Annotated in this window: 19 protein-coding genes; 9 read left to right on the top strand and 10 right to left on the bottom strand. The window is 60.0% G+C overall.

The features are described from left to right. The first annotated feature begins 5 nt into the window (after positions 1–5). Complete coding sequence (locus NRB16_RS10295; protein ID WP_045482482.1) at positions 6–560, top strand: PadR family transcriptional regulator; 555 nt, start codon at positions 6–8, stop codon at positions 558–560. Then, complete coding sequence (locus NRB16_RS10290) at positions 557–1,333, top strand: siderophore-interacting protein (RefSeq protein ID WP_257106090.1); 777 nt, start codon at positions 557–559, stop codon at positions 1,331–1,333. The genes NRB16_RS10295 and NRB16_RS10290 overlap by 4 nt, the downstream gene beginning before the upstream one ends. A 10-nt stretch (positions 1,334–1,343) precedes the next feature. On the opposite strand, the gene NRB16_RS10285 is transcribed toward NRB16_RS10290, so the two are convergent. Together NRB16_RS10285 and NRB16_RS10280 are read right to left on the bottom strand one after the other, a co-directional pair. Next, positions 1,344–1,997, bottom strand: coding sequence for a Pr6Pr family membrane protein (locus tag NRB16_RS10285; protein ID WP_257106089.1), 654 nt, complete (start codon positions 1,995–1,997; stop codon positions 1,344–1,346). Positions 1,998–2,006: 9 nt separating this feature from the next. After that, positions 2,007–2,228: a VF530 family DNA-binding protein gene (locus tag NRB16_RS10280; protein ID WP_045482485.1), complete on the bottom strand. Its 222-nt coding sequence runs from the start codon at positions 2,226–2,228 to the stop codon at positions 2,007–2,009. A 228-nt stretch (positions 2,229–2,456) separates the two neighbouring features. Between NRB16_RS10280 and NRB16_RS10275 the strand changes: the two genes are divergently transcribed. Next, positions 2,457–4,853: a glucose/quinate/shikimate family membrane-bound PQQ-dependent dehydrogenase gene (locus NRB16_RS10275; RefSeq protein WP_045482486.1), complete on the top strand. Its 2,397-nt coding sequence runs from the start codon at positions 2,457–2,459 to the stop codon at positions 4,851–4,853. A 100-nt stretch (positions 4,854–4,953) separates the two neighbouring features. On the opposite strand, the gene NRB16_RS10270 is transcribed toward NRB16_RS10275, so the two are convergent. Genes NRB16_RS10270 through NRB16_RS10255 form a run of 4 tightly spaced genes read right to left on the bottom strand, consistent with a single transcriptional unit; the run spans position 4,954 to position 9,263 of the window. Continuing rightward, entirely contained in the window at positions 4,954–5,382 is a 429-nt protein-coding gene (locus NRB16_RS10270) for a group 1 truncated hemoglobin (protein ID WP_253116918.1), read from the bottom strand. After that, positions 5,382–6,245: a DUF3034 family protein gene (locus NRB16_RS10265; RefSeq protein ID WP_253116919.1), complete on the bottom strand. Its 864-nt coding sequence runs from the start codon at positions 6,243–6,245 to the stop codon at positions 5,382–5,384. Before NRB16_RS10265 ends, NRB16_RS10270 begins: the two co-directional genes overlap by 1 nt. A 1-nt stretch (position 6,246) precedes the next feature. Further along, entirely contained in the window at positions 6,247–8,592 is a 2,346-nt protein-coding gene (locus NRB16_RS10260; RefSeq protein WP_045482503.1) for an EAL domain-containing protein, read from the bottom strand. Further along, complete coding sequence (locus tag NRB16_RS10255; RefSeq protein WP_253116920.1) at positions 8,592–9,263, bottom strand: methylamine utilization protein; 672 nt, start codon at positions 9,261–9,263, stop codon at positions 8,592–8,594. Before NRB16_RS10255 ends, NRB16_RS10260 begins: the two co-directional genes overlap by 1 nt. Before the next feature lie 267 nt (positions 9,264–9,530). Between NRB16_RS10255 and lon the strand changes: the two genes are divergently transcribed. The 4 genes from lon to cmoB all read left to right on the top strand — a co-directional run bounded on the left by lon (position 9,531) and on the right by cmoB (position 14,336). Further along, complete coding sequence (gene lon / locus NRB16_RS10250) at positions 9,531–11,948, top strand: endopeptidase La (RefSeq protein ID WP_257106088.1); 2,418 nt, start codon at positions 9,531–9,533, stop codon at positions 11,946–11,948. A gap of 197 nt (positions 11,949–12,145) precedes the next feature. After that, on the top strand, positions 12,146–12,541 hold the full coding sequence (locus NRB16_RS10245) for a protease inhibitor I42 family protein (RefSeq protein ID WP_045482512.1): 396 nt from the start codon (positions 12,146–12,148) through the stop codon (positions 12,539–12,541). Positions 12,542–12,636: 95 nt separating this feature from the next. Continuing rightward, on the top strand, positions 12,637–13,380 hold the full coding sequence (gene cmoA, locus NRB16_RS10240; RefSeq protein WP_253116921.1) for a carboxy-S-adenosyl-L-methionine synthase CmoA: 744 nt from the start codon (positions 12,637–12,639) through the stop codon (positions 13,378–13,380). Beyond that, positions 13,377–14,336, top strand: coding sequence for a tRNA 5-methoxyuridine(34)/uridine 5-oxyacetic acid(34) synthase CmoB (cmoB, locus tag NRB16_RS10235; RefSeq protein WP_257106087.1), 960 nt, complete (start codon positions 13,377–13,379; stop codon positions 14,334–14,336). The genes cmoA and cmoB overlap by 4 nt, the downstream gene beginning before the upstream one ends. 64 nt (positions 14,337–14,400) lie before the next feature. Here the strand turns inward: cmoB and tadA are convergent, their stop codons facing one another. Then, the gene (gene tadA, locus NRB16_RS10230; protein ID WP_045482518.1) at positions 14,401–14,895 is read right to left on the bottom strand and encodes a tRNA adenosine(34) deaminase TadA; all 495 of its coding nucleotides are present in this window, start codon (positions 14,893–14,895) and stop codon (positions 14,401–14,403) included. Then, entirely contained in the window at positions 14,895–16,268 is a 1,374-nt protein-coding gene (locus NRB16_RS10225) for a multicopper oxidase family protein (protein ID WP_257106086.1), read from the bottom strand. The genes tadA and NRB16_RS10225 overlap by 1 nt, the downstream gene beginning before the upstream one ends. Positions 16,269–16,485: 217 nt before the next feature. Here NRB16_RS10225 and NRB16_RS10220 point away from each other — a divergent pair, with 217 nt between their 5' ends. Beyond that, positions 16,486–17,052 carry a GNAT family N-acetyltransferase gene (locus NRB16_RS10220; RefSeq protein WP_231906349.1) on the top strand — a complete coding sequence of 189 codons (567 nt, stop codon included), beginning with the start codon at positions 16,486–16,488 and terminating at the stop codon, positions 17,050–17,052. A 124-nt stretch (positions 17,053–17,176) separates the two neighbouring features. Next, positions 17,177–17,632, top strand: a complete 456-nt coding sequence (locus NRB16_RS10215; RefSeq protein ID WP_045482523.1) for a hypothetical protein — start codon at positions 17,177–17,179, stop codon at positions 17,630–17,632. Between the two features lie 461 nt (positions 17,633–18,093). Here NRB16_RS10215 and NRB16_RS10210 read toward each other — a convergent pair whose 3' ends face one another. Together NRB16_RS10210 and NRB16_RS10205 are read right to left on the bottom strand one after the other, a co-directional pair. After that, positions 18,094–19,842 carry an ATP-binding protein gene (locus tag NRB16_RS10210; RefSeq protein WP_257106085.1) on the bottom strand — a complete coding sequence of 583 codons (1,749 nt, stop codon included), beginning with the start codon at positions 19,840–19,842 and terminating at the stop codon, positions 18,094–18,096. Next, positions 19,839–20,876, bottom strand: coding sequence for an SIR2 family protein (locus tag NRB16_RS10205; RefSeq protein WP_257106084.1), 1,038 nt, complete (start codon positions 20,874–20,876; stop codon positions 19,839–19,841). Before NRB16_RS10205 ends, NRB16_RS10210 begins: the two co-directional genes overlap by 4 nt. Positions 20,877–20,913 lie beyond the last annotated feature (37 nt).

Below are 20,913 nucleotides of genomic sequence, written 5' to 3'. Positions count from 1 at the left end.
CTCAGATGGGTGAAGACTCACAAGCCTGCGGGTCATTGACGGCAGACAAACGCGGCGGCCGCGAGCGCGGTGGCCGGGGCCCGCGGGTATTTGCACCGGGTGACCTCAAACTGCTGATTCTGGACCTGATCGCTGCTCAGCCTTGCCATGGTTATGACCTGATCCGCCAGATCGAGAGCCTGTTCGACGGCAATTACAGCCCCAGCCCTGGGGTCATCTACCCGACCCTGACCTTTCTGGAAGAAAGCGAGCTGATTCTCGGCGACGCTGCCGCCGGCAAGAAGCGCTACGCGCTGACCGACATCGGCCGCGCCTGGCTGGCTGAGCAGGCCGTAGCGCTGGATGGCGCGCGCCAGCGTATCGACGTCAGCAAACGTGCCCTGCGCGGCCATGACCGGCCAGCGGAGATCCACGAAGCCGTGCACAACCTGCGTCATGCCATGCACATGCACCACGGTCGCTGGACACCTGAAGAAATCGCCCGGGTGCGCGACCTGCTCAACAGCACCGCCAAGGCCATCGCCGATGGCGCTCATTCCCGCATCGAGGAACCACAATGAATTCACCGCAAGCGATTCACCGCGTCATGCATGAAATCAAGCGTCGCAAACTCGAAGTGTTGCGCGTCACCGACCTCACGCCACTGATGCGCCGTGTCACCCTGCACGGCCCAGAGCTGGCCGGGTTCATCAGCCTGGGCGCTGACGACCACGTCAAATTGCTGTTCCCGCGCACCCCGCAAGAGCAGGCGGCGCTGGAAACCATGACGCTCGGCGCCGACAGCGCAGGCCCGCGCCCGGCCATGCGTGACTACACGCCGCGCCGCTATGACCCGCAAAGTAACGAGCTGGACATCGACTTCGTACTGCACGGCGACGGCCCGGCCGCGACCTGGGCGGCCCAGGCGGCTGCGGGACAATATCTGTACATCGCAGGCCCACGTGGCTCGCTGGTGGTCCCGGATATTTTCGACAGCTACCTGTTGATCGGCGACGAGACCGCCATCCCTGCCATTGCCCGGCGCCTTGAAGAGCTGCCGGCAGGTCGCAGCGCCCGCGTACTGATCGAAGTCGCCAGCCTCGATGAGCGCCAGCCACTGATCAGCCAGGCCCAGGTTGAAGTGAGCTGGGTGGTGCGTGGCGAGCAGGATTTGCTGGAGGCCGTCCGTCAGGTGCAAGTCCCCACTGGCAAGCTGTATGCCTGGGTCGCTACCGAAGCGGCCCTGTCGCGCAAGGCGCGGCGGATCCTGCTCGATGAAAAGGGACTGGATGATGAATTCGTCAAGGCTGCCGGTTACTGGCGCCTCGACGAGTCTGAGTCGCAAGGGCACTGAGCGCTTCTAGTCAGGGCTTTTTCAGCCGCCGGTCAACCACCAGTAGCAGCAGTGCAATCAGCACAAACCCGGCCAGCACTCCCCCGGCATTGATGAACGCCTGGGCATAGCCCAGGTTGCCCGCGTCGACGAAGGGATAGACGTAATCACCCAGCAGGTCGCCGCGCAGCAAGACATAGCCGAAGTACACCAGTGGGTAGAGCATCCACAGCAGCACATGGCGCAGCCCCAACCCGGCCTTGGGCACGTACAGCCACCAATAGAGCACGAACAGCAACGGCATGATGTCGTGCAGCAGTTCATCGGCCAGCCACTGCCAGCCCTGCGGTTGCCACAGGTGGCGTAGCAACAGGCTGTAGGCAATCGCCACCAGGGCAATACTGGCGGCGATACCGCTGCAGACCACCGGGTGACGGAAAAACCGCTGCAACGCCGTGTTTCGCTGACTGACCACACAGGTCAGCGCCACGGCCACCAGGGTGTTGGTAAGCACGGTGAAAAAGCTGAAGAACTTCACCAACCCGCCCAGCAGGCTGGCCTGATCATTCCAGCGAGAGATAAAGATCAGGTATTGCTGGATCGCCAGTCCGGACCAGCCCAGCACTGCCGCAACCAAGGCATAGCGACGTGCGCCGGGGGCCGCTGGCAGGTGTTTGTCGAGCATCAAGCATCCTTAACGTTTTTTCTGCAGCTTCACATACAAGGCTTCGACCTTCTCACGGGCCCAAGGTGTCTTGCGCAAAAACGTCAGGCTCGACTTGATGCTCGGGTCGCTCTTGAAGCAGCGAATATCGATACGCTCGGCAAGGCCCGACCACTGATAGTGCTCGACCAGCACTTCGAGAATGCGCTGCAGGGTCACGCCATGCAGCGGATCGGTGTTAGGAGTAGTCATCTGGCACCTTGGGCAGGGTTTGCGGCAAAAGGAGCGCACCATAGCCGAGCCGGGCGTCAGCGGGAAGCCCGGTTGAACAGTTTAGAACGCTCCTGCAGGCAGTCTGATGTGCCATCGGTCTTGTACCTATGCATATTTTTGAAACGTTTTGTTACTTCAAGCCTCTGCATGCAGAGGCGGCTCGTGACCCACACACCGCCGAATATTCATTTCGCGGAGATTTGCACTATGGGCACTGATGCAGTTGCACGCAGCCATCCCTTGCCACTGAAGATAGTTGGGTTGGTATTACTGCTGATGGGGCTGGTCCTGCTCGGCTACGGGATCAAACTCCTGCAACTGGGCGGTTCGCTTTATTACGTGCTGGCCGGCGTCGCGCTGACCCTGACCGCCATACTGCTGTTCAAAAGGCATCGCGCCGCCCTTAGCCTCTACGCACTGTTCCTGTTCGCCAGCACCGGCTGGTCGCTATGGGAAGTCGGTCTGGACTGGTGGCAACTGGTTCCGCGCCTGGCGCTCTGGTTTGCCTTGGGCATTGTCCTGTTGTTGCCCTGGCTGCGCCGGCCGTTGCAGGGCGCTGCACCCGCCCCTCTGGCTACCGGCAGTTTGAGCCTTGCGGTGCTGCTCGCAGGTCTGGTGGCACTGGCCAGCCAGTTCACCCACCCTGGCCGTATCGAAGGCCAGCTCGACCGCGAAACAGCCGGCACCACCAGCACCGCACCGGCAATGCCCGACGGCGACTGGCAGTCCTACGGGCGCACCGCCTTTGGTGACCGTTATTCTCCGCTCAAGCAGATCACGCCTGACAACGTTCACCAACTCGAAGCGGCCTGGACCTTCCGTACCGGTGATATCCCAGGCCCTGGCGACCCAGGCGAAACCACCGCCGAGAACACACCGCTGAAGGTCAACGGCATGCTCTATGTGTGCACGCCGCACAGCCAGGTGATTGCGCTGGACCCGGACAGCGGCAAGCAAATCTGGCGCTATGATCCGAAGATCAGCACCCAGAGCGCTGAAAATTTCAAGGGCTGGGCGCACATGACCTGCCGTGGCGTGGCTTATCACGACCAGGCCAGCTACGCCGACTCCGCTGAGCAAGCCAGCCCGGCGACCGCCAGCGCCTGCCCAAAACGCATTTTGCTGCCCACCGCCGACACCCGGTTGATCGCCTTGAACGCTGACACCGGCAAGGTCTGTGAAGACTTCGGCAACCAGGGCGCGATCGACCTGACCAGCAACATTGGCAGCTTCGCCCCCGGCGGCTATTACTCCACCTCGCCACCGGCAGTGACCCGCGACCTGGTCATCATCGGCGGGCATGTCACTGACAACGTCTCCACCGACGAGCCATCCGGAGTGATTCGGGCCTATGACATCCGCACCGGCCGTCTGGTCTGGAACTGGGACAGCGGCAACCCGGACCAGACCGCGCCTCTCGCGGCGGGCGAAACCTACACCCGCAACTCGCCCAACATGTGGTCAATGTTCAGCGTCGATGAAAAGCTGGGCCTGATCTACCTGCCGATGGGCAACCAGATGCCCGACCAGTGGGGCGGCAACCGTACCCCGGCGTCAGAGCGATTCAGTGCAGGCCTGGTGGCGCTGGAGATCGCCAGTGGCAAGGTACGCTGGAACTATCAATTCACTCATCATGATCTGTGGGACATGGACGTCGGCGGTCAGCCAACGTTGATGGACCTGAAAACCGCCGATGGCCTGAAGCCGGCGGTACTGGCCTCGACCAAGCAAGGCAGTATCTACGTGCTGGACCGCCGCAGCGGTGAGCCTATCGTGCCGATTCATGAAGTGCCGGTGCCGCAAGGCGCGGTCGAGGGCGATCGTACTTCGCCGACCCAGCCGAAATCGGAGCTGAACTTCATGCCGCCGGTGCTCACCGAGCGTGACATGTGGGGCGTGACCCCGTTCGATCAACTGCTGTGCCGCATCGACTTCAAGTCGCTGCGCTATGAAGGCCCGTTTACCCCGCCGTCACTGCAAGGCACGCTGGTCTACCCCGGTAACTTCGGGGTGTTCGACTGGGGCGGTATTTCGGTCGATCCGGTGCGTCAGATCGCCTTCGTCAACCCCAGCTACATGGCGTTCCGCTCGAAACTGGTGCCGGCCGCTGAAGTGGCGGCCGGGCCAGGCCGCAAGAGCGAGACCGAAGGCGTGCAACCCAACAAGGGCGCCCCGTACGGGGTGATTCTCGAGGCGCTGCTGTCGCCCATGGGCCTGCCTTGCCAGGCACCGGCCTGGGGCTATGTGGCCGCCGTTGACCTGACCACCCACAAGACCCTGTGGATGCACAAGAACGGCACCGTGCGTGACAGCTCGCCGGTTCCGATCCCGTTGACAATGGGCGTGCCCAGTCTCGGCGGCACCATCACCACCGCCAGCGGCCTGGGCTTTTTGAGCGGGACGCTGGACCAGTACCTGCGCGCTTATGACCTGCGTAACGGCAAACAGTTATGGCAAGGCCGCCTGCCTGCCGGCGCGCAGACCACGCCGATGACCTACACCGGCAAGGATGGCCAACAATACGTGCTGGTGGTCGCCGGCGGCCATGGTTCGCTGGGCACCCGACAAGGCGACTACGTAGTAGCGTACCGCTTGCCGAGGTAAAGAGCGCTGCACTTACAGGAGCGACCAAGGTCGCGAAGAGGCCGGCACAGGCACAACAGCTGTATTGCCCGACCAGCCGCCTTCGCGACCAAGGTCGCTCCTACTGGTGAATCACCTGGTCACGCATTGCGGCCAGACGGGCGATCAGGCGGTTCTGTACGGGCACTGATATGTTCTGCTCGTCCATCGACTTGATCAGATTCTCGACCAGCGCATTGAAGTTGCCACGGGTCAGGTCCTGGCCTTTGTGTGACTCGCGCAGGTTGTCGCCGGTGTAGGTGCAGGGCCCGCCGGTTTCCATACACAAGAACTCGACCAGCTTGTCACGCAGACGCTCGATATCGACCCGACGAAAGCGTTCGACGATACGCTTGTCTTTGGCCACGTTGAGCAGCATTCCTTCGACGATGCGCTGGATACCGGCACGCTGGCCCAGGTCCTGATACAGGCTGTCATCTTTGGCCGGTTGAGGCTGCTGGGCGCAGCCGACCAGCATTACCAGCAGCAATGCACTGAGCAGACGCTTCATCAGAAACTCCCCTGCAGGGACAGGTAGGCACCGTTCTGGTTTTCCAGAGTCGCAATCTCACCGAGCCGGGCGTAGGCCAACACTACGGAGAAATGTTTGTTGGGGAAGTAACCGACGAACACGTCGGCCCAATCGCTTTCCCCGGCGAACGACAGATTGTCGGGCTTCTCGCGATATTCCACACCCACCGCCCAGCGCGGGTTGAACAGCACCGCCAGCGAGCCTTCCTTGAGCACGCTACGACTGTCACGCCGGTCACCACCAAAGCCCAACAGGCCGATTTCGTTGGCGCGGCTGTAGCGCACGCCGCCGTTGACCAGCAGGTTGTAGCCGAACGCCCCGCCGATGAACAGGCGACTGGCGGTCAGGTAACCCTCAACGTCAGAGTTGCGCTTGGCGCCGACCAGGCTGGGAATCAGGAAGTCGTTCTGATGTTTGTATTGCACCCCCAGCGACACCTGCGGCAGGTTGTCGAAGATCAGGTCGCCGAACAGCCTGACCTTTACCCCGAAAATATCCTGGGTGAAGTTGTCATCGGGCAAGCTCAGTTTGTGCTGTAGCGTGCTGATGTCGAAGCGCTGGCGGGCGTAAGAGAACTCAACCCGGTTTCCATAGGCCACCGCCAGCCCCGCGACATCCAGGTTGTAGTCGGGCAGGTCGACCCGGGTTGCAAAGGCGCTGGCGCCCCACTCACCTTCTTCACCGTAACCGGTGAGTACCGCCCACGGCGTGATGCCTCCGCCGGCACTGCCTTCGATACTGCTGGCGCCGCCAGTGGCAAGCAGTTTGCTGTTCTCGGCTTGAACCAGAGGCGCAGTGGCCCCCAACAGGCAACTCAACAACAACGCATTTCTGTAGTGCATGTCAGTGAACCATCAGGTCAGTGGGAGCATGACTCTTGGCAATCCATGCCTCGAAGGCCGCCGCCGACAGCGGACGACTGATGAGATAGCCCTGGGCCGTATCGCAATGCCAGCGTTGCAGCAACTGCAGGCTGTGTTCGTACTCAACCCCTTCAGCGACCACCTTCAAGCCCAGGTTGTGGCTCATTTCGATGGTCGAACGAACAATCACCGCGTCCTCGCTGGTCTCATCCAGGTTGCGTACAAATGACTGGTCTATTTTCAGTTCCTGAACCGGCAAGCGCTTGAGGTGTGCCAATGAAGAATAGCCAGTGCCGAAATCGTCCACCGACAAACTGATGCCACACTCACGCAGGCGGTTGAGCACCACCAGTGCCTGCTCCGGCTCGCTCATCACCGCGCTTTCAGTGATCTCGAAAATCAGTTGCTCAGCCGGTACATGGTGCTTGGTCAGGGTCCGGGTCACGTGGCCCACCAGGTCACCACCGAGCAAATCGTCGGCCGACACGTTGACCGAAAGCTGCACCAATAACCCGCGGGTAGCCCATTCGGCGAGTTGGCGGATCGCTTCTTCGATCACCCAGTTGGTCAACAACTGGATGCTGCCGGTGCGCTCGGCAAGGATGATGAATTCCCCCGGCGACACGTTGCCAAACTGCGGATGCGCCCAACGCAACAAGGCTTCAGCCTGGCGCACATGGCCTTGGCGAATGTCCAGCTTGGGCTGGTAATGCAGATGCAATTCGCCATTCTGCGCGGCCTTGCGCAGGTCACGGATCAGGCTGATCTGGCGCTGGTGGGCCAGGTCACGACCGTCTTCATAGATATGCAGACGGCCGGGCATGTTGATCGCATCCTTGCGGGCGATCAGTGCCCGGTTGAGCAGCTCCTGGGCGGCATCACCATGTTCGGGGTAGACCGCAATGCCGATGCAGCACTCCAGCGCGATGTCGTACCCGTCAACGCGCTGGCTCTCGCTGAGCAGGCGCTGCAACTGATCGCCGCGCGCCACCGCCGCATCGACCGTGGCGTGATCGAGCAGGATGAGAAACTCGTTGGCCGTCAGCCGGGCGACAGTGTCACCTGCACTCAGGGCACCCTGCAGACGCTGTCCAAGCTCGTGGAGCAGGTGGTCGACCGTCTCGACCCCGACGCTCTCGTGAATGGCGCGGAAGTTGTCGATGCCCAGGTACATCAAGGCCATTTGACGCTCAACGGCAATCGAACTGCCCAGCCGTTCCATCACCAGCGCCCGGTTGGGCAAGCCGGTCACCGCATCGTGCAGGGCGTTGTGCGCCAGTTGATCCTCACGCACAGCAATGCCGTGCTGCATGCTGTTGATTGCCCCGGCCAACATGCCCAGCTCGTCTTTGCGAGCCATGACCACTGGCGTGCGATAGTCGCCATCGCCAATGCGCTTGGCAGCCACTGCCAGGGCGCGGACCGGCAGCGAGACACTGCGGGCCAGCGCCAGGGTGCCGATCAACGAAGCCAACAGCGCTGCCAGAGAGATCCAGAAGATCTTTTCATCGAGTGGCACGAACGCCTGCAAGGCTTTGTCCAGCGGGCTTTGCAGTAACGCCAGAACCTGATTGTCGCCAGAGCCTGCGAGAGTCAGGGTCTGGCTGAGAAATTTCAGCTTGCCGCTTTCGGTCAGATGCATCTGACCGCCTGCAGAGGTGCGCATGAACTCGACCAACGCCGGATACATGGCGGCTGGCTGGGTGCTGATCAACTCGCCCGGCTTGCCGTTTTCGATCGTCAGGAATGACACCTCCAGACCACTGAGTGAACGCAGCTCCTGAGCGATATCGCTGTCGATGGTAAAGCCCATGACCACCCGGCCAAGCGGCAAGGGCGCCAGCACGGTACTTTCGACCAGCAAGTGCGGAGTACCGCCACCAGGCACGATCAGCATTGACTGATTATTGCGCTTGGCGCTGCGCAGCGCCTGGTCGTAGACGAATTTGGAGCCCTCCGCCACCTCGTCCTCGGTGCTGGCAACCACCGTGCCGTCCATGCCCAGCAAAAACATGTCGCTGGCGTTGATCCGCCCGCCATGGTTAAGCAGCACCGAGCGAATGGTCGAGGCATCGGAGCTAGCCACCGCATCCCGGAAGCCAAAGTCCGCCGAGAGCAACTGCACCGCATCGCGCAACCGCCGGCCGCGCAGGTCGATCAACCGCTCGAACACCCGGCTGCCAACCTCCAGTTGCGCCTGGGCCTGGCTGCGCACTGCATCGCCGGTGGCGAATTTGACCGAGACAAAAACCGCTCCGATCACAACCAGAACCAATGCAATCAACACCCCGGCGATGCGCGCCTGGAAGCTCAGACGAAGTTTCATCAGTGTGCAGCCTTGTGGAACGCATCACCGAAAGCGCCAGGAGCCGGACGTGCAGGCTGATCTTCGGGTTTGACCTCGACGGCCAGGTCAAAACGCTTGCTCAGCCCGTCGGCTGGCACCTCAAGCACACCACCGGCGAGGGGCTGCATGTCTTCGGCCTGCGGGTGCCAGAGGGTCGCGGTATAACGGCCGGGCGGCAATTGATCGAGCTTGAGCACACCTTGCTCATCACTGACCCCATACCAGGGGTCGTCAGTGACGTACACGTAACCCACCATCCAGTCATGAATGTTGCAACCCAGCACAACCAGACCGGGTTTATCGAACTGCACAGGCTCTGACGGGGTCTTTTCGTAAAGGCGCAACTCGAAGCGCTTGGTGGGCGAGAATGAATACACCTGATGGCGAATGTCATCGCTGTTGGGGAAACTGACCTGGGTGCCGGTGTGGACCGCCAGCACCCGTGGCACGAACTCCTGGTTACGCTGGTCCATGCTGGCCTTGAGCGTCGGTGCGGCCGGGCCAGCAGCGCCCTTGAGGGTCAACACAGCATTGGCCAGTGGCTTGCCTTGGCGATCGAACATCTGTGCCGTCAGTGTCGCGGCCGAGACACTGGCCGCCGAAAACACGTACAGGCCCGCGAGAACCATCGAATGCAGTAACTTGGTCATACGTGTGAACCCTTCCACAACGGCAATGCCGGAAAGTGATGCCGACCCTGGCAACGATGTGTCTGGCAAGCAGAGTAGCTGTCATGCCAGAGCAGGGATATGCCGCAGAGACATCATTTTGATATCGGCCATTCAAATTCGACGAAAGGCGCTCGCCTGCGGCCCTGCACGAGCTTTGCAACACTCAGCCATGCTATCGACCGCCGCCATTGAAACCTGAGACCACTCGCCCCATCTAAGAGGCATGTCCAATTTCGCAGGTGCCCCATGAGCGACCAGCAAAACGCCCCACTTGATTCGTCCGACGACGCCACCGAGCATGAAGTGACGCTCGGTTCAGGCGGCACCTCGCTCGCCCTGCCTGGCCAGAACCTGCCGGACAAGGTCTATATCATTCCGATCCACAACCGTCCGTTCTTCCCGGCGCAGGTTTTGCCGGTGATCGTCAACGAAGAGCCGTGGGCAGAAACCCTGGAACTGGTCAGCAAGTCGGAGCACCACTCGCTGGCGCTGTTTTTCATGGACACGCCGCAGGAAGACCCGCGCCACTTCAATACCAAGGCCCTGCCGGAGTATGGCACGCTGGTGAAAGTTCACCACGCCAGCCGCGAGAATGGTCGTTTGCAGTTCGTTGCCCAGGGTTTGTCGCGGGTGCGAATCAAGACCTGGCTCAAGCACCATCGCCCGCCGTATATGGTCGAGGTCGAGTACCCGCAAGTGCCCAACGAGCCCACCGATGAGGTCAAGGCCTACGGCATGGCGCTGATCAACGCCATTAAAGAGCTGCTGCCGCTCAACCCGCTGTACACCGAGGAGCTGAAAAACTACCTCAACCGCTTCAGTCCCAACGACCCGTCGCCGTTGACCGACTTCGCTGCCGCCCTGACCTCGGCCAGCGGCGTGGACCTGCAAGAGGTGCTCGATTGCGTACCGATGCTCAAGCGGATGGAAAAAGTCCTGCCGATGCTGCGCAAGGAAGTCGAAGTCGCGCGCCTGCAAAAAGAGATCTCGGCCGAGGTCAACCGCAAGATCGGTGAACATCAGCGTCAGTTCTTCCTCAAGGAACAGCTCAAGGTCATCCAGCAGGAACTGGGCCTGAGCAAAGACGACCGCAGCGCTGACATCGAACAGTTCGAACAGCGCCTGGAAGGCAAGGTTCTGCCGACTCAGGCGCGCAAAAAGATCGACGAAGAGCTCAACAAGCTCAAGGTGCTGGAAACCGGCTCGCCGGAATACGCCGTAACCCGCAATTACCTCGACTGGGCCAGTTCGATTCCCTGGGGCGTCACTGGCGTCGACAAACTTGATCTCAAGCATGCCCGCAAGGTTCTTGATCGGCATCACGCAGGCCTGGACGACATCAAGGCGCGGATTCTCGAATTCCTCGCCATCGGTGCCTATAAAGGCGAGATCAATGGCTCGATCGTATTGCTGGTGGGCCCGCCGGGCGTCGGCAAGACCAGCATCGGTCGCTCCATCGCCGAATCCCTGGGCCGACCGTTCTACCGGTTGAGCGTCGGCGGCATGCGCGACGAAGCCGAGATCAAGGGTCATCGCCGCACCTACATTGGCGCCCAGCCCGGCAAGCTGGTGCAGGCGCTGAAGGACGTCGAGGTGATGAACCCGGTCATCATGCTCGACGAGATCGATAAGATGGGCCAGAGCTTCCAGGGCGACCCGGCCTCGGCGCTGCTGGAAACCCTCGACCCGGAACAGAACGTCGAATTTCTCGACCACTATCTGGACTTGCGCCTGGACCTGTCGAAAGTCCTGTTCGTCTGCACCGCCAACACCCTGGATTCGATCCCCGGTCCATTGCTCGACCGGATGGAAGTGATTCGTCTGGCCGGCTATATCACCGAAGAAAAACTGGCCATCGCCAAACGTCACCTGTGGCCCAAGCAACTGGACAAGGCCGGCGTGGATAAAGCCAGGCTGTCGATCAGCGACGCCGCCCTGCGCGGTGTGATCGAAGGCTACGCCCGCGAGTCCGGGGTGCGCCAACTGGAGAAACTGCTGGGCAAGCTGGTGCGTAAATCGGTGGTCAGGCTGCTGGACGAGCCAGACGCCGTCATCAAGATCGGCCCCAAGGACCTGGAAGCCCTGCTCGGCATGCCGGTGTTTCGCAGTGAGCAAGTGCTGTCTGGCACCGGTGTGATTACCGGCCTTGCCTGGACCAGCATGGGCGGCGCGACCCTGCCGATCGAAGCGACGCGGATTCACACCCACAATCGCGGTTTCAAGCTCACCGGTCAGTTAGGCGAGGTCATGAAAGAGTCGGCGGAAATCGCCTACAGTTACGTCAGCTCGAATCTGGGCAAGTTTGGCGGCGATGCGAAGTTCTTCGATGAGGCCTTCGTCCACCTGCACGTGCCGGAAGGCGCGACCCCCAAGGACGGCCCGAGTGCGGGCATCACCATGGCCAGCGCGCTGCTGTCGCTGGCACGTAATCAGGCGCCAAAGAAAGGCGTGGCCATGACCGGCGAGTTGACCCTGACCGGCCATGTACTGCCGATTGGCGGTGTGCGCGAGAAGGTTATCGCGGCACGTCGGCAGAAGATCAACGAACTGATCCTGCCCGAGCCGAACCGCGGCAACTTCGAAGAGTTGCCGGCTTACCTCAAGGAAGGCCTGACCGTGCACTTCGCCAAACGCTTCAGTGATGTGGCCAAGGTGTTGTTCTAAACGGCTCGCTGCTCAAGCAGCTCCTACGGAGTGTGGCGACAACCTCATTCTGTAGGAGCGGATTTATCCGCGAAGGCTGCGCGGCTAAAGCGGATCGCGAAAGCGGTCTGGACACCTGCAACACATGTTGTGGTTTCATAGGCCCTTTCGCGACCAAGGTCGCGCCTACTGATCTGTCTTGCCGAAAGGATCTCTCCATGACCCCTGCCCGCCTGCTCGTGCCCCTGAGCCTTGCCCTGCTTGCGGCCTGTGCGCAAAAGCCTGCCAATGTCGTCTCGCTGGACGATGCCGATGACTGCCCGCTGACCCTCAGCACTGGCCAGACCCTGATCCTGTCCCTGCCCAGCAACCCTACCACCGGCTACCGCTGGCAGGTCCGCGATGCTGCCCCCGGAGTGCTGCGCAGCCTGGGCCCGGAGGTGTACAACGCTGACCAGAGCAAAGAGCTGGTCGTTGGCAACGGCGGTCAATCGGTGTGGCGCTTCAAGGCCGACAGTGCCGGCACCGGCAACCTGTCACTGACCTATCAGCAAGCCTGGGATGCCGACAGCGCGCCGCAGGAACGCTTCGAGTGCGTAATCAGGGTTCATTGACCCGGCGTCCTGTCCGCTAACAGGTAGAGGGCCATGCATCGGCGCAACAAACTGGCTAAAATGCGCGCCCTTGCTTAGCTTGCGCCGGAACCGCCGTGACCCAGGAACCTGATCGCCTCTTCTCCCAGCCCCTGTCCCAGGTGCCTGACTTCGCCTTCAATGAAGACGTGGTGCGGGTGTTCCCGGACATGATCAAGCGCTCGGTGCCGGGTTACCCGGCCATTGTCGAGAATCTCGGCGTACTCGCTGCCCACTTCGCCAAAGCCGATACCGTGCTTTACGACCTCGGCTGCTCGCTGGGTGCAGTGACCCAGGCGCTGCGTCGCCATGTGCGTCAGGACGGCTGCCAGGTGATCGCCGTGGACAATTCCTCGGCCATGGTCGAGCGGTGCCGCGAATACCTAAAGGCGCAAGACTCGATGTTCCAGGAACTGCTGCCGGTGGAGGTTCGCGAGGCCGATATCCTCGAACTGCCCTGGCAGCCGGCCTCGGTAGTGGCGCTGAACTTCACCCTGCAGTTCATTGCCCCCGCGCAACGTCTGGAACTGCTCAGCCGTATCCGCCAGACCCTGGTGCCCGGCGGCGCGCTGATCCTCTCGGAAAAACTGCGCTTTGCCGATGCCGACGAGCACGCCCTGCTCACCGAACTGCACATCGACTTCAAACGCGCCAACGGCTACAGCGACCTGGAAATTGCCCAGAAGCGCAGCGCCATCGAACACGTGATGAAACCCGACAGCCTTGAAGAACACCGCCAGCGCCTGCGCGAAGCCGGGTTTTCCAAAGTCGTGCCGTGGTTTCAGTGCATTAACTTCGCCTCATTGATTGCCCTGCCATGATCGATCTCGCTCCACTGGTCCGCCGCCTGGCGGGCACGCCCTTGGCCAACTGGGCCAATGGCCTGCAAGCTCAACTTGATGCCAAACTGGAAAAAGGCCATGGCGACCTGGCGCGCTGGCGCAGTGCGCTGGATGCGTTGCCGCCCGTGCAGCCCGGCCGGGTTGAACTGCTCGATACGTTCAGCCTGCAGGCCGAACTCGACGCGGCCACACGCGCTCAGTTGCACGCCGCCCTGATGGGCCTGTCGCCATGGCGCAAAGGTCCGTTCGATGTGTTCGGTGTGCATGTCGACACCGAATGGCGCTCGGACTGGAAATGGACCCGCGTCGCGCCGCATCTGGACCTCAACGGCAAGCGTGTGCTGGATGTCGGTTGCGGCAACGGCTATTACCAGTGGCGCATGCTCGGCGCCGGTGCCGACAGCGTGATCGGTGTCGATCCGAACTGGCTGTTCTTCTGCCAGTTCCAGGCCATGCAACGCTACATGCCGCAGCTGCCGGCCTGGCACTTGCCGTTCGCGCTGGAAGACCTTCCAGAGAAGCTCGAAGGCTTCGACACGGTGTTTTCCATGGGCGTGCTGTATCACCGCAAATCGCCCATCGACCACCTGCTGGCGCTCAAAGACTGCCTGCTCAAAGGCGGTGAACTGGTGCTGGAAACCCTGGTAGTGCCTGGCGATGTACAGCAAGTGCTGGTGCCGGAAGACCGTTATGCGCAGATGCGCAACGTCTGGTTCCTGCCGTCGGTCCCGGCCCTGGAGCTGTGGATGCGCCGTGCCGGCTTCACCGAGGTGCGCTGTGTGGATGTGAGTACCACCAGTGTTCAGGAGCAGCGCAGCACCGACTGGATGCGCTACCAGTCACTGGAGCATTTCCTTGACCCCGACGATCACAGCCGCACCGTCGAGGGCCTGCCGGCACCGATGCGTGCAGTGATTATTGGCCGCAAGCCCTGAGCGCGACAAACACGGGGTCTTGTAGGAGCCGCTTTAGCGGCGAAGCTTTAGCGGCCGGCCGCTCTTACCCTTGCGCCTTGCTCGCTGCCCGGCGCATGCGGAAAAACTCGCTGAGCATCGTCCCGCATGCCTCGCCCAGCACGCCGCCTTCATACAGCACCCGGTGGTTGAGAAACCCTTGGGTAAAGAACTGCCCTTGGCTCTGCACCACCCCGGCCTTGGGCTCCAGCGCGCCATACACCACCCGGGCGATGCGCGAATGCACGATCAAGCCGGCGCACATGCTGCACGGTTCCAGGGTTACATACAGCGTGCTGCCCGGTAGCCGGTAATTGCTCAGCGCCTGGGCTGCATCGCGGATGGCGACCATCTCGGCGTGGGCGCTGGGGTCATTGCCGCTGATCGGGCAATTGTAGCCACGGCCCACCACCTGACCATCGACCACCACCACCGCGCCCACCGGTACTTCTCCCAAGGCCGCGCCCTGGGCTGCCAGTTCAAGCGCCTCACGCATGAAATCCTGATCGCGGCTACGGTCGATGATCAGTGGCTGACGCATCACGACACCTCGATGGCGGCCATCAGGCCAGTTTCCATGTGATCGATCACATGGCAGTGGAACATCCACACCCCCGGATTATCCGCCACCAGCGCCACCCAGGCGCGCTCGTTGCGGCCCAGCAGAAAGGTGTCAGTGAAATACGGGATGATCTGGCGCCGGTCGGATTTGAGCACCTTGAAACTCATGCCGTGCAAGTGAATCGGGTGCTGATACTGGGCCATGTTCTTCAGCTCGAAGATATAGCTTTTGCCCAACTGCAATTTGGCAATCGGCCGGTCGGCGCAGGTCTTGTCGGTGATGTCCCAGGCCTGGCCGTTGATCTGCCACAGGCTCGGCGGCTTGCCATCATCGGTGCCAGTAGACACCGCTCCGGCCCACTCGAAGTTGAAATTGATGGTCTCGGCATTGTCCAGGTCTGGCTCCGGCAAAGGATTGGCCGGCAACGCAGGCGGCCAGTCCCCCGGCGCCCCTTCAGCCGCCACAGAACGCAGCGTGCCCAGGCGCACCGGACCATTGCGCAACGACAGTTCCTCGTCAGCCGGCGGCGCCTTGATCGCCAGACACAGACGCATACCCGGCCCCAGCCAGTATTCCTTGCCCAACGGCCGTGGCGCTACCGGGTTGCCATCAATGGCATAAATCCGCGCCTCGGCATCCGGCAGGTTGATGCGGTAAGTCACGGTGTTATCGAGGTTGAGCAACCGCACACGAGTGATCTGCCCGGCCGGCAGGTCAATCACCCCCAGATGAGTGCCATTGATGGTCGAAAGCCGCCCGGCAGTGCCTTCGCGCGCAGCTTCACGCAGCACGCTGAACTCAGTAAATGCACCGGTCTCGTCCACATGCCAGTTCTTCAGGCTCAGCGTGCGCTCATGGGCAAACCCGGTCGGCTCACGCTCTTCGACGATCAATGGCCCGACCAGACCGCGGCCCAACTCTTCGCTGCTGCTGACATGCGGGTGATACCAGAAGCTGCCGGCATCCAGCACCCGGAACTTGTAGTCGAAGTATTCGCCCGGTTTGACCGGCAGTTGCGACACATAGGGCACCCCGTCCATCTCCAGCGGCACCCGGATGCCGTGCCAGTGAATGGTGGTTTCCACTGACAGCTGGTTGATGAAACGCAAACGCAGCCACTCGCCCTGGCGAACCCGCAACTCGGTGCCCGGCACCGAACCGCCAAACGCCCAGGCCGGGGTTTTGTGGCCCGGCACCAGCTCGACATCCAAGGGCGCCGCGATCAGCTCAAAGTCATGCCCTTCTCCCGGCCCACGCTGGGCCAGCCAGTAACGCGCAGCCCCGCCGGCGCCCATACCGACCACAGCAAGACCGGCGATACCTCCGAGAATTTGACGACGGGTAAAGGACATGACAACGGACACCTTGAAAACGACTGCGACAGGCATCTGCGGGCAGATGCGAAGGGGTCAATACGATACACGTGCGAATGGGAATGTGTAAGTTCGGACCTTGCACCGCCCCGGACAAACACAGCAAAGAATCTGTTTCGTGATGTGAGTCAGCACTCTTTTAGTAGCATCATCTGCGATCCTGCTCGCTTCTGGATCAGCAACCGGAGGGATACAGTTGATACCCCATGCACTGAACACCCTGATCGAAACCGAACGGCTCACGCTACAACCGCTCAAGCCGGGCGATGCCCACGCGCTGCTGGCGATCTTCTCCAACACGCAGGTGATGAAGTACTGGAACACCCCGCCCTGGACCTCTCTGAACGATGCCATCGACTTCATTAACCAGAGTGAAGCCGACATGCGTGACCAGCAATCTCTGACGCTGGGGATCTACCTCAAGGACACCGGCCAACTGCTGGGCAAATGCCTGCTGTTCAGTTACAGCCAGCAGTCCAGGCGTGCCGAGATCGGCTTTGGTCTGGGTCACGAGTATTGGGGCAAGGGTTACATTACCGAGGCCGGTCGCGCACTCATTGATTACAGCTTCACGACCTTGGGACTGCGCCGTATCGAAGCAGAGATCGACCCGGAAAATGCAGGTTCGGCCAAAGCGCTGGAGAAGCTGGGCTTTGTTCGTGAGGGACTGCTCCGCCAGCGCTGGGAAATCAACGGGGTGGTGTCCGACTCGGCGCTGTATGGGTTGCTCGCACAGGGCTGGTGCGAAGGAACAAGCGCCTGATCGTCAACCAGCCAGTGGAACCGACTGAGTGTTGTGCTGGTCTTCACTGTGCTCCCAGGCACGGCCTTTTCTTACATGGGAGTAGCCCGCAACGTTGAGGTATTTTTTCCATAGGAGGTTTCGCGTGCTCAGGAAGTCAAGTCTTGTCGTACTCGCCCTGTCTGCCGTTGCCGTTTCGGCGCAGGCCCAGTCTGATCGTCAAGTGGTCGAGGATATGGTCACTCGCTCGGCCAATATCTGCCCAGGCCACAGCAGCGAACGCACCACGCCGACAGTGAAGGCGGTGCCCGTCGGCGCATTGCGGGTCATGCTGGATCGCGGCCTGGTCATGTGTCCCGACCGACGCCTCGATACCGACGCACCGGCAGTGTTCTACGGCAGAGTTGGGGTCTTCGGCTGGAACCCGGAAGTACCTGCCAGTTCGGAGGTGATCGTCAAGCAGATCGACGGCATGACCCGCAAGGACGAGTACCCATCAGACACTCTGGTTTGGGATGCCAAGGGTACCCCACTTGAGCAACGCACTGTGCCCGCCTTCGAAGCCAAGCCAGGGGCTGCTGTGCTGTACAAGATACGCTAGGCTCCGTGTTCAGGGATCATTTCGGCCATTAATATCGTGCCGGGCTTTGCCTTGAATACCCTACCAAGCACGCCCGGGGCTTTTGCCAGAATCCATAGCCCGAGGCCTAAAGATCGTCCTTTGAAAACGGATAGATTTATTGGGATCACTGTTCGCGGTTGGCCAATGCCTGTCGGAAGGCCCCGCACCCTGCCATTTAGCTACGGTGCCTGTTGATGCAGAACGGTGCCTAAACCTGCCAAACCTAGAACGCCAAAAGCCCGCAATTACGCGGGCTTCAGGGCATTTCTTGCTAGATCGTGCCCGGCAGTGCCGGACGCGGGATCATTCCCACTCTATTAACAATGGGCTGATTTTCGCCAATGAAATAGGGGCATGCAAGTCATGTGAGCAGACCAATACCATGAAAAAAACCATACTCCAATGACCATCGACATCCTGTGAATGGAGCTAGGGGAAAACTAGCCACCTACCCGCGACTGGCTGCGCAAAGACTCTACAGCTCCCTCAAGTAGCTTTTCGTCGGGCATGAGCGTACCCCATTCCCTCCAGAAATCTCGTGTTGCGCTATCAGGTTTCATTTGAGGTTGATCCAGTTTGATCCGCGTCGGAAGAAGCACAGCATCACCCAGCAGGAGGGCTTCGCCTGTGTCGAGCAGCGGAAGCATAGCCGTCAGACCAACAAGAGAATCTGGCATAAGCTTCTTGATAACATTCTGATCGCTTTCGTTCGTCAGCCTGAGAGCTAGGAAATTATTGCACTGCGAAAGAATGGTCCGGCTGACATCTGATGGCCTCTGACTCACCACCAGTAACGAGAAGCCGTATTTTCGTCCTTCTTTTGCAATACGCTCAAATGACCACAGCGCCTGTCGCTGAACGGCATCAGCGTCATCCTTCACCGGTAGGTAAAGATGCGCCTCATCGCAAAGCAACGTGATTGGAGTGCGGGCATCGGCGGTCATCCAAAACTGAACGTCGTAAAGCAGTCGGGCAAGTGTTCCGGTAACCACAGGAAGTACATCAGCTGGCACTTCAGAGAAATCAATGATCTTAATGCCATTATTTGAGTCCGCGCGAAGCAGTTTCACGATCTGCCTTGCAAGCCATCCGTAATCCAACGATTCTGGTGGTGGCGAAAACATAAAGCCATATCGCCGGTCGTCAAGCTTAGCCTCAAGCCGGGAGATGAAACGCGTCAGTTTATCTTCCCATTCGCCCTTAATAGCCGCGCCCTTAGCACCGACCCCTTTCGCCGTATTGTCGAACTTTAAACGATCGACTAAGTCCGATATGGCATATGGGATCGGCGAATCGACTGTGAAGGTCTCTTTAACTTTGGCCTTACCCGAATCATCAAGCATGTTACCCTTGAGCTCACGGACATGGCGGGTAAATCGTGAGGCTTGGTTGGGTGCGTTCTGATCGCTCCGGTCTAAGACCATCGACAGCATTTCGTCGCGGTTCAACAGCCAGTACGGAAGAAATAACGCATCATCCTTTGGCGCCGCAAGATCTCCCGGTCCAGCTATCCGAAACCGCTGCGCGAATCCCCCTTTGCTTTTAGCCGCAAGTGGTTGGTATTCACCGTGCATGTCAAAAACCACAATATTGGGAAACTTGAGTTTGGCTGCCCGTTCAAGAATAAGCGCAACTGCCCAGCTCTTCCCCGACCCGGTACTCCCGAGAATTGCAGCATGCCTCTGAAAAAATTTGTCGCCGCTTGCTATAGCCTCAGCGCTCCGGTCGGCGACAAATGTGCCAAGCTTTAGACGCTCGTTCTCCGAGAGGCCGGCACCCAAGATGCCCATAAACCTTTGCAGATTTGCTGCTTCGATGACGAAGCATTCCCGGTCAATCTGAGGAAAGCTATCAGCCCCTCGCTTGAAGGTGTCAGATTTTTCTCCATCAACCGTTCGATAGGTGCCAATTACAAAAGCCTGCATATGGTCAGAAGGCGAGACGGTCAACGTTCCGAACTCACCATCCGCGGGGTCGGGGAGTTCCTCACGGAGTGAGCGGGTAACCCGATCAGCCATTGCGATAAGGAACTCAGACTGCGTAACCCCCCTAATCGCAATCAGCTGCCCTATACCAACGCGGGTCAGCATTTCGGAGTTAGTAACGTCAATCGCAACGCGACTGGTGTCGACACCAGCAACACGTCCAATTTGTTCATTATCTGTAAAGTCGAGCGCTGCACCAGTCATGCGGATAGAACTCCTTTCACGAATCCGTCAAGGTCCCAATAATCTATATTGGGATAAAATTTCTCGGCGCCGTCGATGATGAAACGGGTGCCGATAGTGTCACCTTCTTGGTGAAATTCTGCCGCAATCACGTTCTTATGCCCAATGGCCAACTCTCGCGCTTTAGGAGAAAGCCAGTAGGTCAAAATTACGGTCCTCACACCTGACTTGATCCGAGGGGTCAGATGCGTCTCTAAGTGATCATCATTGAAACCGTAACCGAGGATGAGAAAATAACGGGCTTTGTCGATAGCATCGTTGGCTTTTTCACGATGCTTATCGAACGGGCTGTCGTAGCCGCTCCTGAATTTGTTTAGCCCTGGCGTAATGATGAGCCGAGGAAGCGGTAGTGTTCCTGCGTAACGTACCGGGTTACCCTTACGGTGATACCAGTCAAGGCTACCGTGCGGTTTGAAGACGTTTACCTTGGATGCGAATTTGTACCGCACATTTTTACCGACTAGCTTGACGCTACGGCAGAAGCTCCAGTAGCTATCCTGCGGATCTAGCCGCGCGGCAAAATGGCCGGAGAACATTGTATCGACACCTAGCCCAGCTTCCTCGCAGGCAAGCTCAACGAGACGGTCATAGTTTGTTGTCACGATTGGTATCCCCGTGTCCGGCTTCAGCAGGTGGGGAATAAGTCGCGTTAGACGAAGAGTTTTTGCATTACTGAATACCTCAGAAATGATCCCCTCCTCCGACTTAGCGATGAAATCACCGGTGCTCTGCACGATGGCGGCCTCCAACGAGGGTGTTGGAGCATGCTTGAGCAAAGCTGCTTCCAGCCCATCAGTTGCAATGAGGGGATGGATCTGCTCCCAGAGTTGGTTGTCCTCAGGGGAAAGGCTCGCTGGGATGTGTGTGACCAAATGCTGGCCTAGCAACCCCATCCCGGGCACTCCCTCTGCGCATGACAATCCAGAACCAACGACCAAGACGAGACCGTCGCCAAATTGTTTCTGAAGCTGCTTCTTTAACGCACTTATTTCCATGTGCCCCCACCAATGTCATCATGCCAGCCCTCGAGAA

Source organism: Pseudomonas sp. LJDD11 (assembly GCF_024584215.1).
Taxonomy (GTDB): domain Bacteria; phylum Pseudomonadota; class Gammaproteobacteria; order Pseudomonadales; family Pseudomonadaceae; genus Aquipseudomonas.
The sequence above is the reverse complement of the archived record's forward strand: the minus strand, read 5'-3'. Positions and strand labels throughout refer to the sequence as shown.